Here is a 12,864-nt window from a genome sequence, read left to right on the forward strand (position 1 = left end):
AGGAATCCAAATCCCCGGAGGTAGAAAAGAAGAATCGTCACGGCAAGAGTGGCCAGCGTCATGGTTTCCCGCTCAAGGAGGACTCGGAGGGAAAAGGTCCCCTTTCGCTCTGGATAAGGGGAAAGGCGAGGTACAAAACGGGGAACCGAAGAGGCGTACTTTCTGTACGCCTCCCCGAACCGTCCGGCAAGGAACGTCTCTTCTGCCCGGATAATGGACCCGTAAAGGACGAGGAAAATCCCAAGGAAAAGGGGGACAAGAGCAAGGAGCCCCGAAAGGAAGACAATGCCAAGGCCGATGCAACCGTTGGCAAGGTAAAGGGGATTCCGCACGTACGCATACGGACCGGCAGTGGTGAGCTCTTCCACTTCCTCCATCGGACCACGGTACGTCTTTATGTACCCGCAGGCCCAGAGGCGCAGAGCCTCTCCAAGGATGATAAGAAGAATCCCAAGATGAAAGAGGGGAAACCTTGGGCGGGCGAAAAGGTAGACCACCCCTCCTGTAATTCCCCAGATTGTTCCGCGGTAGGGGAAAAGGAATTTCCCTATTTGGGCGATTTCTCGAAAAGGCGCCAGAGCTCGTCCTGAGGACATTCGGCAATCTCCTCCCAAGTTCCGTCCCGGCGGATGAGTACCCGAGGTCCTTTGGTTACCCGACCGATAATTGCGGCAGGGATTGAAGCCGAAGAAAGCGCAGCAAGAAGAGGCTTAGGATCAGGCGTGAAGATAAGGAGCGTTCCGCTTGAGATGAGCCGAAGGGGGTCACAACCGAAGTGCTCTGCAATACGCCTTGTTTCCGGGAAAACAATGACTCTTGCCTCTTCAACTTCAAATCCAAGCCCCCGGGCACTGCAGACCTCCCAGATTGCACCTAAAACTCCACCCTCTGTTGCATCGTGGAGGCAATGAGGAGAAAAGGAAAGGGCAATTCTCCCCTCCGGAAGAACGCTCACCCATCTGAGGAACGCCTGAGCCCTCTTGAGCTCTTCCTCGGAGAGTACCCCTCTGAGTTCTCCCTCCCGCTCAAGGGCAAGAATTCCTGTTCCCTCAATTCCCGCTCCCTTCGTCATGACGATTGAATCTCCCGGGGCGATTCGTGTCACATCGGGAAGGGGCTCGCACTCAATTTTTCCTATTCCGGTGCAGTGGATAATGGGGCGTGTCACTGCATCGGTCACTTCGGTATGCCCTCCAAGGATGGCAAAGCCGATCTCTCTTGCCGTTTCGTCGAGCTCTCGCATGACTCCTTCGACGAATTCCGGGGAAACCCCAGAAGGGAAAAGGAGGCTCACAAGGAGAGCCACAGGTTCTGCACCTGAGGCGATGAGGTCATTGGCCACAAGGTGAGGGGCAAGGGTTCCCGCCTCACGAGTCGTCCCTGTCACCGGATCACAGGTAGCGGAAATGTAGAAAGAGGAAAAGCGCAAAACTCCGCAGTCCCGGCCAAGGTAAGGGCCAAAGACGACTTCCTGGCGTTTTGCCCCCTGGAAAGGAAAAACAAGGCGCTCGAGTTCACGAGGTGAGAGCTTCCCGAGTCTCATCGGCTTTCACATGTCCTCCAACGCAGATTCTCCCCCGCATCCGGGCCCCATCCTCGATGTAGAGGGTCTCGGTATGCACCTCTCCCTCCACGCGACCCCGAGGAGCAAGGTAAAGGACAGTGCTCCGGAAGACCCCCCGGCAGTGCCCTTCGATGTAGAGGCACTGGGACTCCACTTCTACCGTTGCCCTTGCCGTCTCTGCAAAGACAGCCACCGGGCAGCGAATGCTCCCCCAGACCTCTCCCTCAACACGCACCAAAGAAGCACTCTCGATTTCACCTTCAAAGCTCACTCCCGAAGGGAAAAAGACGTCCACGGGATGCCGGGAGAAAGCGGGATCCATTTTTCTCCAGAACTTCCCTAAAAATGCGTTCTTCCAGGATGCAAGTACTGCAAAAAAGGGCATGATCCGCATATAAAAAAAGCCCCGGGGAAGAATCCCCGGGGCTTTCGGTATCCTTCTTAGAAGCTTACAGTGAGCTCAGCAGTGATTGTGCCAGCACCGTCGATGATGTCGCCCTGACCGAAGTCGTCGCCTGCTTCAAAGGTATTGAGTTCGTAGCTCAGAGTAAGGGTGGTGTTCTCCGCCATATCCCAGTCAAGTTGTGCCAGGACGCTGTAGGGTGGAACACCAGAAGCGGGTGTGCTGTCGTAGCGAGCTTCCAAGGTTGCGGTGGTCCCTTCCTCAAGCCACTGGTACTTGAACTGGCCCACAGCGGTAATGCCCTGGGTTGCCATGTTGTACTCGGCACCAACCGAGAAGTATGCAGCGTTGTTCTCGCTGTCGAGGTCCAACGGGTAGTTCAGGTATGCACCGTAGAGGGTAATGCCAGCGGTGAGAAGGTCGTAGGTAACCTTGACAACGCCTTTCTCCTCAGTGCCTTCATCTGGGATGTAGGTCACGGTACCGCTGACCTTGTTCGTGGTGACTGCACCGCTCGAAATAGCCTGAGCGTAGTCGTACTCAAGGTCAAGCGTCCACTTCTCGGCGCTGTCCTCGGCAGAGAGGTCAAAGGTTGCTGCGACACCAAAGCCCATCTCATCGGCGTTGAACGAGCTCGGAGAAGCTGTGGAAGTTGCCGGGGTGAAACCAGCGGTGACGTAGTGCCCGTCAATAGTAACGTCGATGTCCTCGCTTGCCTTGATATCGACCTCGCCGGCAACACCATAAGATCCAGAGAGCACTCCATAGGCACCTTCGAGGGTCAGTTTGACGTCCGATTCGTCGAAGTCGGTCCAGCCACTGGCGCTCACGATGAGGTCAGAACCAGCATTGTAGAGTGATGCACCTTCGGGCATCCAGGTAACACCAAGAGCAACCTTTTCCCACTCTAAGCGGAGTGAGTAGAACTCGTTGACATCGGCGTACATCTTCCAGGTAACGTCGCTGTCCTCTGGAGCGTACACAGCGTAGATACCCTCGTAGCTCAGGTCGTCATCATCGTCATCTGGCTGGTACCCGCCAAGGACAAGACCAAGGTCCACCTTCGGCTGGTCGATGTCGCCAACTCGGATGTACCACTCGTCCTTCTTGTAGTCGATAAAGAAGTTGTCGGCCGAGACAGAGGGCGTGTTGAGAGTGTCGGTGATCTTGAGCTCAACGCCAGCAGTGGTGTAGTCGTTGATGGTGGCAACAATGTTGAGGGTAGTTTCGTCGCTCAGCTTGGCATCAGTCTTTCCAGAAGCGGTAGGAGCATAAGCAGTGTAGGTAACGTCGAATTCTCCGGTGACCTTTACGGGCTCAGCGTACTTCTCCAAGGCTGCAACTCGATCCTCAAGGGCCTTGACGGCAGCACTCTGCTCACCCAGAGCCTTCTTAAGGTCGTCAACGGTAACTCCAAGCTGCTTGAGTTCATCGGCGAATTCCTGGACGAGCTTCTCAAGGGTGGCAAGGTCTTCCTGAGTTGCATAGCCAGCCTCATCAATCTTCTGCTCCAGGTATCCTACGGCACGAGCAATGGCCATGGCGAATTCGTACCGGGTCAGAGCACGGTTGCCCCCAAAGGTCCCGTCAGGGTACCCAACGATGATCCCCTTGGCCGCCAGGCTCTGTACGGCATCGTACGCCCAGTGGTTCAGGGGAACATCCACGAACGGATTAGCCGCGAAGGCGTAACCCGCAAGGGCAAACACGAGAACTACTGCAAGAGCGAGTTTCCTCATACGCCAACCTCCTTGGTTGTTTTTGGTTTTTCAGCCTTCCGTCCCACCAAGGAGGGATAAGAGAGTTTCCACGTTTCCTCTCGATTCCCATCCCGTGGACTTCCGGCTGCTACCGCACATCCCTCCTCCCGGGCCACCAAGTTTTCTTTTCACCTCCTTTCCCTCACCCAGGAGTCTGGGACAGGATAGCCACACACCATCCACCTATAATATACGCCAAAATCGTCCATTTGGCTACACTCTCTCAGAAAAATTTCGAAAGAATCAGCGGAATCTTGGCGTCGCCATGGTCTCGTCGTCAAGGTAAAAATCCACATCAAAGGCCACACCACCGACAACAAGAGGCTTCGGCTCCTCCACCGCTTCGCAGCGGATGAAACTCGAGCGGAACCAATCGGCATCAGCCGGAAGAGGGAAATCCATGTCCATGAGCCGGCGCATCATCGTCCGGTCATAGAACTCTTCGTCAAAATGGTTGTCCGAATCCGGATAGGCGCTGAAGCGGCGCAAAATATCGGTGACGACGAAACCCATGTCAAGGAGCATGCGCTCCACGTTGTACCATTTGTGCCAGGAAGATTCGATGGTGGTCAGGCCGAAGTAGAGAGCTCCTCCCTTCTGAAGAGCCTGGGCTCCACGGGAAAGGGTAATCCTAAGACCCTTTTCGCTCTCCACCGGGTCGGTAATGAACACCGAGAACCGATGCTCCTCAAGGGGGTACGGGTCAGCAGCGTTGTAGAGAAAAACCTGAATGCCAAGGTTATGCTCTTTTGAGCGCTCGGTGATGAACCGCACAATGCGCTCATCAACCTCAAGAACGGTGATTGAGCGGGGGAGTTTCGTGCTTGCCAAAGCAAGACTCAAAAGGTCATCGTCCCCAAGAATCAGAATGTCCTGCTCCTCAAGGTCTCCTCGCTCGTACAGGAAGGCCACCCGGTAAAAGACGTCCCGCTCGGTCATAAAACCCTGGTCGAAATCGAGATTCGGGAGAGGCCTATCCTGCACAAGCCTGTGGTAGAGAGAAAAGGCGTCCTGGAACACATCGAAAACATAACCACCCTGACAGTGGGGACAGCGGACCTCGTGTCGGGGAAGAAGGGAACGGGCCTTCTCCTCTCCAAGAGGAGTGAGAGAGAACTTACTATCCCGGTACTCCACAAGACCTGCATCAATAAGGCGCCTCAAACGTTCCACAAAACCCCGAATGTGTTCATCCTGCTCGTCAAGGAGTTTCCAGAAGCTCTTTGGGCTTTCTTTGAGTGAGCGGAGAATCTGAACCTCGTAGCGATGCATACTTCCACCTCCTCTCCATGCCTTATCGCCACTGTGAAAGGTACCGTACAAGCTCATCCCAGTGCGTGGCGGAAGCAAAGGAGAGCTCCTCGTACCTCCGCACGTACGCCGTATAGGGAAAGTAAATACTGAGCCCAGATGTCTCTATTATACCACTTCCCACACTCAAGCTCTGGACATCGATAACCGAGGCTCTGAGTTTCTGCAAAACAATACTTGCCCTCTCTCGAACCTGAGGAGACACCCGGGGGTCGAAGGTGAGAATGCTCATGAAATCCCCAAGGTCCACAAAGTCGGGGTCTCCAAAGTAGAGCGCTGAGTCCCCAAGGGAAAGGTAAAGCCACGGAGGAGTCATAGTATCGTTGAGCATGGTCAGAGCAAGGGAATCAATGGCAGCCGCAAGTTCTCCGATTTTTGTAAGATCCACCGCCGAGAGGGTGTACAGTCCTGGGGTGCTGCTTCTTGCATAGTAGGCGACGTAGCTATTGACGATGAGGCGGGCAAGGTCAAAGGTGCTCATTTGAGGATTCCCCGTGAGGGCTCGAAGAACTGTCTCGTAATCCCATCCTTCCCCGGGAACGTTCTCCTGGGAGGACACGAGGACTCGGGCGTGGTTTCGGACCTCGTACGCCACCTCCACCATCTGCATGAGGCAGGCATCCATACCGAGAAGCTCAAAGGAAACTCCAGAGAGGGAAAGGGCTCTTCGGAGTTCCGGAAGGGTGATGGCGCTCTGGGTTGTGAAATCGAAGGCAATGTCTCTACTTGTTCCCTTTACTCCCGATCCGTGGTTCCAGAGAACAAGGGCGTAGCGCTCCGCCGGGTACTTTTCTCGGGCAAAACGGATAAAACTCAAAAGCGTCCCTGAGTTCCCTGAATCCACCCTTCCCAGACTCTCAAGAAGGGTCGATCCCCCTCGGTTCACGAGGTACCGGAAGGCTCCAGAGGGGGTATCAAGCTCCACAACTATGGCCACGTCTTCATTCGAACCCACAAGTTCCATGGACCACAGGTCCTTCCAGGCCTCGCCAGCAAGATCGTTGTCTGCCGCCATGTACACCATGACGGTCCACTGCCTTCCCCCTGAAGGAGGCCCTCCTCCTGAGGGAAGAGAGCATCCAGCAAGGAGGAAAAGGGAAAGCGTGATGAAGGCGAAAAAGCCTCTCAAGCGCATTATTCTTCCCCTTTCTTCAGAAACTCACTTCAACACTTACCCTGAGAATATCTGCGGAGGGCTCCGAAGCATCCCCTTCTTCATCAGTCCGAGTCACGGATTGCTGGTACTTCAAGCGCACCGGGAAAAAGTTCCGCAGGTAGTCGAGAACATTCCCGCCATCGTCCTCAACGAGAGCCATGACCTCCATCTGGTCTGGATTCCCCAAAGCCTCAAGGTCCACTGTTGCCTCGGCGGTTTGACCCGAAAAGGTACTCTCAAAGATATACACCCGCGTACCATCCGGGGAAAGCAGGTAACACACCCCATTGCGCCACTCAAGGACGTACACCTCCTCCCAGAAGGAGGGGTTACTCGAGGGACCGGTGAGGGCGTTACCGTCTGTGTCCACAGCGATACGGTAGACGAACCCTGGGTCGAGATTGCCTTTACAGGTCACCCGAAAGGTCACGGCTTTCCCTGCTTCCCCCCACTGGGGTTGCTCACCGGCGGCGCAACCGGCAAGAAAAAGCGCAGAGAGAAAGAGGATAAAGACCATTCGGAACATCTTCACTCACCTCCAAGGCGCACCACCTGTTCCGGGAAGGCTTTAAGACCGTACTCAAGCCAGAAGGTGTTGTCGGAGCGATCGTAGAAAAGGCTCACCGTGCGGCAGTGGAGGTCTTTCGTGAGTCGGACCCGAAGGGACTCGAGTTCTCCACTCACTAAGTCCCATCCCCCATCAAGGCCAATGCTCCATTCCCGGGAAAGAGGCCAGGAGAGACTCACCACCATTCCCGTAAAATTCCCCTCGTTGAAGTCGTAGCTTCCCGAAATACCAACACTTCTCTCCTCATTCTCCTCGTACCGCACCTCAAGAATTCCTTCCGCAAACGCCTTCCCCACCGCATCGTACCCTGACTCAAAGCGCACTCTCCAGGGTCCTTCATCGTACACCACCCCAAGGCTCCAGTACTCGGTCTTCGGCGTGGTGTAGTCAAAACGGAAGGGAGTAGCTCCTGCGTACCCTGCCCGGTTGTACCCTAAGGTCACTCCTACGTTCTCCCCCAAGCGCCCCTCAAAGAGCAGGGACCCGGAGAAAACGTAGCGGGCGAACCCGTTCCCGTAGAAATTCTGCTCGAAACGGAGCTTTGGGGTCAAAAACAGGTTCTTCCCCAGAGTACTCTTCCCCTCAAGGTCAAGGGAAAAGTTCAGGCGCTCATCCACAACCCCTGTGTCCTCTTCGGCGTAGTGTCCAAGGATGAGTCTCACCCGGTACGTAAAGTCGGACTGCCCGATGCGCTCCTTTGCTCTAGTAATTTCAAATTCTGGAATCCGCCGCACGAACCGCACGAAATCCCCGGTGTACGCATCGCCTTCGGGGTCCTCATGGCCTGTGTAGCGGAGAAGGTAGGTGTACTTGCCGATGGTTTTCTTGAGTGAGAATTCGTACCGGAGGTCCGAGTCGGTGTACGCATCCCACTGGGTATCCTCCCGGTACACGAGGTTCACCCCTGCTGCAACTCCCCCAAGGTCATAGGATGTTGTCCAGGTGGCCTGGAGCTCATCACGCCTCTGCGCCACGTTCTCGTTGTAGCTTGCGCTGAGCCGGCTCGTCACCCTTTTCTCCTCGTAGGTTAAAAGGGCCTGAAGGGAAAGCCTATCATCCGCCTTGCCCATGGTTTTCGCGTAAGAGAAACTCGAGGAGAGATTGAAAGCATCGCTGAACTTTCGGGAGTACTCACCCCGCGCCGAGAGAACAGGAGAAGCTCCTTTCTTGTCGAGATATTCCACGTAGAACTTCCCCTTTTCATTCTTCTTCTCGTTTTCCACGTAGTGCGTTACGGCAAGCTTCCAGCCGATTTTCTCCCAGAAAGTCGCCTCCACCGTTCCAAAAGCGGTATCCCCAGAAAAGTAGTTGTGGTAGTAGGTCAGGTAGTAGCCGGTATCTTTCGCGTAGCCCACAAGAGGGAGGAGGGGAAGCTGTTCCTTGCGGTTCAGGAAGAAGGCATAAGAAGGAAGGGAAAAGAGCCTTCGGCCAAAGTCAAAGTACGAAAGGTGGTAGAGGACAACCTTTTTATTGGGGTAGATGACGATGCGTTTTGCCTCGAAAAAGTAGTGGGGTTCCGGGAGGTCGCACCCTGTAACCCGAGCGCCTTCGATGGTCATGGTGTCCTCTCTCTCGGTCACCTCTTCTCCCCGGAAAAAGAGCTTCCCCTGTACGCCTTTCCCGGTGATTTCTGAGACCACCTTCCAGGAGCGCCAGAAATCCTCCTTCCAGTTGTACACGACTTCCTCGGCGGAGAACCCCTCGTCCTTTTGGGTCACCCGCACATTGCCCCGGGCCCTGAGCTCCTCTTTTTTGAGGAAGACCCAGATTTCGTCAGCGGTCAAGGTGATGTCCTTGTAGGTGAGCTTTCCCTGGAGCACAAAGACCTCCTCATCGCTCAGGCGGTAGATAAGGCGCGCCCCTTGAAGCTCTATGGCTTCCTCTGCCGCAAAAGCAGGGGAAAAGAAGAGAAAGAGTGCGAAAACGGCAAAGCAGAGCCTTTTGGGCAAGCTCATTCCTTCTCCTTGATGACGAATCTTGCCCGGGTGATACCCTCTGCCTCAAGGGTTTCGGTGTCGAGGACGTACACCGCTTTGGCCACTTCAATTTCCCGCTCTTTCTCGGTGATGACCACGTTCCCTTCAAGGACTACCCGTTCTTCAGCCTCGGGAAAGTAATGTGCCCGATCCGCCCGGAGAGAAACTTCCTTCCAGGTAATCTCCACTTTCCCCTCGCTCCAGGCTTCTTCGTTCTTCCCGTTGTACGAGAGGCTCTCCGCTTTCCAGAGGATGACTGAGGTCTCCCCTTCCTTCTCCCGGGTCTTCCGAAGCTCAACGCTCCCAGAGAACACGTAGAGTTCGGCGTCGAAATCCCCCTCCATGGCAAGAGCCTGGATTTCAGTCTTTCCCCGGGTTACCCGAACTCCGCCTCGAAAGGACCCCCGATTAGCCTTGAGGTCAAAGGTGAGTTCCTGACACTCGATGCGGTTCTCCCCCTGGATGATGACGACATTCCCCGAAGCGGTGAAGACCTCGTTCTTCGAATCATAGGAAATCTTCTCGGCGCTCTCGAGGAAAACTTCTTTTTTCTCTTCCTCTTCCTGAGCAAGGGCAACCGCAACGCAGAAAAAAAGAAGAAAAGGTATGCAGAGGAGGAGTTTTCTCACGTTCATCCCTTCCTTAAGAGCTCGGCTTTCGTTTATTATATCACTTGGAAGGAGGGAAACGATGGAGAACCAGGTCACTACCATCCTCAGCCGCCTGAAAGAGCGTTTTCCCAACGCCCGGCTCCTCCTTGAGTTCCGGAACCCTTTTGAGCTCCTCATTGCCACCATTCTTGCCGCCCAGGCACGGGATGAAAAGGTGAACGAAGTCACTAAGGAGCTCTTTGCCCGTTTCCCCACTCCAAGAGATCTGGCAGAAGCACCTTTTGAGGAAATTGCAGCCATCGTGAAACCCCTCAACTACGCTCGCAAAAAGGCAGCATTCATTCAGGAAGTGAGCAGAGTCCTGGTAGAAAAATTCGGCGGGAATGTACCGGCCTCCCTGGAGGACCTTGTAGAACTTCCCGGGGTGGGGAGGAAAACGGCAAACATTGTCCTTGCCAATGCGTACGGTATTCCTGCCATTCCCGTAGACACCCACGTGGGACGAGTTGCCCAGCGCATCGGCCTGAGCCAATCTAAAACTCCCGAGGACATAGAGGAAGACCTCATGCGGGTCATTCCCCAGGAAATGTGGATAGCAGCGTCCCACCTTCTTGGATTCCTCGGGAGGTTCATCTGCGAGGCGAAGAAACCCCGCTGCAACGCTTGCCCTATTGTTGACCTCTGTGAGTATTCGGAGAAATCCCTCTAATCTGGCCTACCCAGGCCTTTGCCCAGAGGGTAACGGGGCCTTTCACCGAGGCCTGGAGAGAGGAAAGGGTTTCATTCTCGTCCTCTTTCTCCGTATCCTCCACAAACTTCCCCTCGAAGTCGATATCGAGAAAGCAGCCCTCAAAAACCCCCTCGCCCCAGAGTCTCACCCGACCCCGGTAGTAAATGGTGGCCTCAACGTCGAGGGAATCAAGGCGCCGGGAAGATAAAAGGAGCACTCCATCCTCGGGGTAGCGGTTCGCAAAGAGACGGAATTCCTTATCCTGGAAAAACCCAATGACCTCGACAAAGGGGAATCCAAAACCTACTTCCACAAAGCGGTCCTTGAGGGAAATTTCGGGGGGAATCTCCTTCCAAAGCCCAAGGAGTTCTTCCCATTCCTCCTCGCGAACTTTCACTCCCCTCCCCACGGGACCCCAGAAGAAGGAACGGTCTTCCGAAAAGTACATGGCAAGCATCAGATGCCGAAACCCTTCCTGCATGAAGCATTTTGGAAAGATTCGCTTCCGACTCAGGTCGAATTCCATCTCGATGGCGAAACCCCGCTCCTGAGCCCTCCGGAGAGTCAGCACAATCACCCCATCCCGGTCAGAATGGAAGTGGATGACCCTCCGCCCTCGAGTCTCCCGGCGAAGGACAGTCGTTGGACCCTCCTGGTACCCATAGAGATTTGCATCTCGTATCTGGGGTGTGAATGGGGCCCGGACGATGTAGGTTTGAGTGCGACCAAGGAGGTTCGTAGCGTTCTTCGCCTCAAGAAAGAAGAGGTACCCCTCGAACTCCTCAACCGGCAGAACAAATCGCCCCTCTTTCCCAACCTCCGGACCGTCCTTCTGGAAAACAGGGAGACGAAAAGGACGGATGTAGAGCGTTGCCTCCACTTCTTCTCGAGCCTTCCAGAGGACAACCAGGTAGTGCCCGTCTTCCCCGAAGAAGTACTCGATTTTCTCAAAAAGGCGCAAGGGATCCAGGGAGGCCACAAAATCCTTCTTGGCCGTCTCCTTCAAGGGAGGAAACTGCAGGAGGTTCTTTCCCCTTCGCCAGAGTCGTAAAAGGTCTTCCCTCCAGGACCGTAATGCCTCTTCATCAGGAAGATTCCCCGATTTTTCCGAGAGAGCCATCTCGCGCTTGCGGAGAATGGCCGAAAGCGTACTCTCGCTTCCCACCACCCCCACCTCGTGGTGCTTCTTCTCTCCCACCTCCGCAAAGGCCAAGGCCACAAGGTCACCATCAACGTACACCTCAAGGAAGTAACGTTCCCCAGAGGGAACCCGGGCTACAAATTCCCCCTCGTCGTTCGTTACCGTCTGGGTAACCGGAGCCCCACCTTCGGCAAGAACCACAAGGATTTTTGCCCCCACAATGGGGACCTCCGGCGCCTCTTCCTCATCCGAAGAGGGATACTCAAAAAAGCCGTCATGAAATGGGGTATCCGCAGGAAGCATCACCGTGCCATGCAGAAAGGTCACCGAACTCCACTCCCTCGCTTTTTCATCTCGTACATCCGCTGGTCAATCTCCTGGAAAAGCTCGTTGACCGTTTTTCGGCCATCCCAGGAACACACACCATACGAAACCCGAACGGGAAAGGGTTCCCCCATCACCTGGGCTCCTCGGAGGTTCCGACTCACCCGGTCCATGACCTTGTGGGCATCCTCCTCTTTTGCCCGGGGGAGAACGAGGACGAACTCATCCCCCCGTAGCGGGCCACAACGTCACTTGAGCGGAGACTCTCCTGTAGCGTTCGGGCTACCATGCGGAGCACTTCGTCGCCGAAAACATGACCGTAACGGTCGTTGATCGCCTTAAAGGCATCGATATCAAGCATCACAAGGGTCAGGGGGTATCCCTCCCGGCGAGCCCGCTCCAGCTCTTTCCTCAAGTACTCTTCAAGGAAACGACGGTTGTAAACCTCGGTGAGCTGGTCGTAGAGGGCAAAACGCAAGAGCACCGCCTCGTACCGCTTTCGATCCCCAATGTCCCGAAGGGCAAGGAGGTAAAATTTTGCCCCCTCAAGGGGGGTGAGGATGGCCTCGACATGGACAAAGCGTCCTGAAGAGGCTGGAAGGGTGAGCTCCATCCGTACTCCGTTATCCTGAAGTGTCCACCAGGCTTCCTCCCCGATGAGCTCGGCAATTCGTCTCGTTAGAATATCTCCTTCTTTCCACCCCAGAATCTCCTCCACCCGGGTGTTGACCTCAAGAATCCTTCCCTCCCTGTCAAGAAGGAAGAGGAAATCGGTGCTTCCGTTGAAGAGAAAGAGCCGCCTCTTTTTTTCGTCTTCAAAACTCTCCAGGAACCGAAAGAGAGAGACCAAAAGGGGGAACACAAGGGGAGGAAAGACCCAACCTCTGCCTCTCCAGAAAACGAAAAGGTGCGCAGCCTCAGAAACCGGGATTCTCCGAAAACGGACTGTATCGACTTCTCCCCGACGGAAGCAAGTATCAGGGGAAAAAGGAGAGGGCAGCTCCCCTACCGAGAAAGTCTGCCCCTCCTTAACGTACAAAAGTCCTAAGACACCGGGAATCTGCAAAAGAGGCGCGAGAAGCTTCCGAATGCCTTCCTCTCCAAAAGAGGGGAAGGCTCGAACAAGCTCCCGGATAACGGTGTGCTGCGTTCTGCCCTCCTTCACACCAAATGGCGCTCCCCTCAGAAAGCAATGACCACCCGCTGGAGACGCACCGCCCTTGCACCGCTCCCAGAGGGGGTGATGCGAAGGACGTTGATCCCTGCGACGAAATCCCGGGATGTGACGATAATCCGCTGATCCGCACTCGGTGCCAGAAG

General features: G+C 55.1%; 12 protein-coding genes and 2 pseudogenes. 1 reads left to right on the plus strand and 13 read right to left on the minus strand.

What is annotated here, in order from left to right:
- The 9 genes and pseudogenes from H5U36_05170 to H5U36_05210 form a co-directional block, all read right to left on the minus strand.
- Nucleotides 1–596 (minus strand): isoprenylcysteine carboxylmethyltransferase family protein (locus H5U36_05170; protein MBC7217541.1); only part of this gene is annotated, 596 nt, incomplete at its 3' end.
- On the minus strand, nucleotides 548–1,543 hold the full coding sequence (locus tag H5U36_05175) for a hypothetical protein (GenBank protein ID MBC7217542.1): 996 nt from the start codon (nucleotides 1,541–1,543) through the stop codon (nucleotides 548–550). The genes H5U36_05175 and H5U36_05170, both read right to left, overlap by 49 nt.
- A complete protein-coding gene (locus H5U36_05180; GenBank protein ID MBC7217543.1) occupies nucleotides 1,515–1,949 on the minus strand; it encodes a polymer-forming cytoskeletal protein in 435 nt (144 codons plus the stop codon). The genes H5U36_05175 and H5U36_05180 overlap by 29 nt, the downstream gene beginning before the upstream one ends.
- Before the next feature lie 56 nt (nucleotides 1,950–2,005).
- Entirely contained in the window at nucleotides 2,006–3,706 is a 1,701-nt protein-coding gene (locus H5U36_05185) for an S-layer homology domain-containing protein (protein MBC7217544.1), read from the minus strand.
- Nucleotides 3,707–3,970: 264 nt separating this feature from the next.
- Nucleotides 3,971–4,999 carry a bis-aminopropyl spermidine synthase family protein gene (locus tag H5U36_05190; protein ID MBC7217545.1) on the minus strand — a complete coding sequence of 343 codons (1,029 nt, stop codon included), beginning with the start codon at nucleotides 4,997–4,999 and terminating at the stop codon, nucleotides 3,971–3,973.
- Nucleotides 4,929–6,173, minus strand: a pseudogene (locus tag H5U36_05195) (hypothetical protein). Before H5U36_05195 ends, H5U36_05190 begins: the two are co-directional and overlap by 71 nt.
- 16 nt (nucleotides 6,174–6,189) lie before the next feature.
- The gene (locus tag H5U36_05200) at nucleotides 6,190–6,720 is read right to left on the minus strand and encodes a hypothetical protein (GenBank protein MBC7217546.1); all 531 of its coding nucleotides are present in this window, start codon (nucleotides 6,718–6,720) and stop codon (nucleotides 6,190–6,192) included.
- A 2-nt stretch (nucleotides 6,721–6,722) separates the two neighbouring features.
- Nucleotides 6,723–8,711 (minus strand): hypothetical protein, encoded by a 1,989-nt coding sequence (locus H5U36_05205; protein MBC7217547.1) that lies wholly within the window; start codon nucleotides 8,709–8,711, stop codon nucleotides 6,723–6,725.
- Between the two features lie 2 nt (nucleotides 8,712–8,713).
- The gene (locus H5U36_05210) at nucleotides 8,714–9,373 is read right to left on the minus strand and encodes a hypothetical protein (protein MBC7217548.1); all 660 of its coding nucleotides are present in this window, start codon (nucleotides 9,371–9,373) and stop codon (nucleotides 8,714–8,716) included.
- A 55-nt stretch (nucleotides 9,374–9,428) separates the two neighbouring features.
- Here H5U36_05210 and nth point away from each other — a divergent pair, with 55 nt between their 5' ends.
- The gene (nth, locus tag H5U36_05215; protein ID MBC7217549.1) at nucleotides 9,429–10,058 is read left to right on the plus strand and encodes an endonuclease III; all 630 of its coding nucleotides are present in this window, start codon (nucleotides 9,429–9,431) and stop codon (nucleotides 10,056–10,058) included.
- Here the strand turns inward: nth and H5U36_05220 are convergent.
- The 4 genes and pseudogenes from H5U36_05220 to H5U36_05235 form a co-directional block, all read right to left on the minus strand.
- Nucleotides 10,018–11,547 (minus strand): carboxypeptidase regulatory-like domain-containing protein, encoded by a 1,530-nt coding sequence (locus tag H5U36_05220; protein MBC7217550.1) that lies wholly within the window; start codon nucleotides 11,545–11,547, stop codon nucleotides 10,018–10,020. The genes nth and H5U36_05220 overlap by 41 nt on opposite strands.
- Nucleotides 11,544–11,780, minus strand: a pseudogene (locus tag H5U36_05225) (diguanylate cyclase). Before H5U36_05225 ends, H5U36_05220 begins: the two are co-directional and overlap by 4 nt.
- Complete coding sequence (locus tag H5U36_05230) at nucleotides 11,705–12,709, minus strand: diguanylate cyclase (protein ID MBC7217551.1); 1,005 nt, start codon at nucleotides 12,707–12,709, stop codon at nucleotides 11,705–11,707. Before H5U36_05230 ends, H5U36_05225 begins: the two are co-directional and overlap by 76 nt.
- A 17-nt stretch (nucleotides 12,710–12,726) precedes the next feature.
- Nucleotides 12,727–12,864: hypothetical protein (locus tag H5U36_05235; GenBank protein MBC7217552.1), on the minus strand; the 138-nt coding region annotated here is incomplete at its 5' end.

The sequence above is a fragment of the Candidatus Caldatribacterium sp. genome, assembly GCA_014359405.1.
GTDB lineage: Bacteria > Atribacterota > Atribacteria > Atribacterales > Caldatribacteriaceae > Caldatribacterium > Caldatribacterium oleiphilum.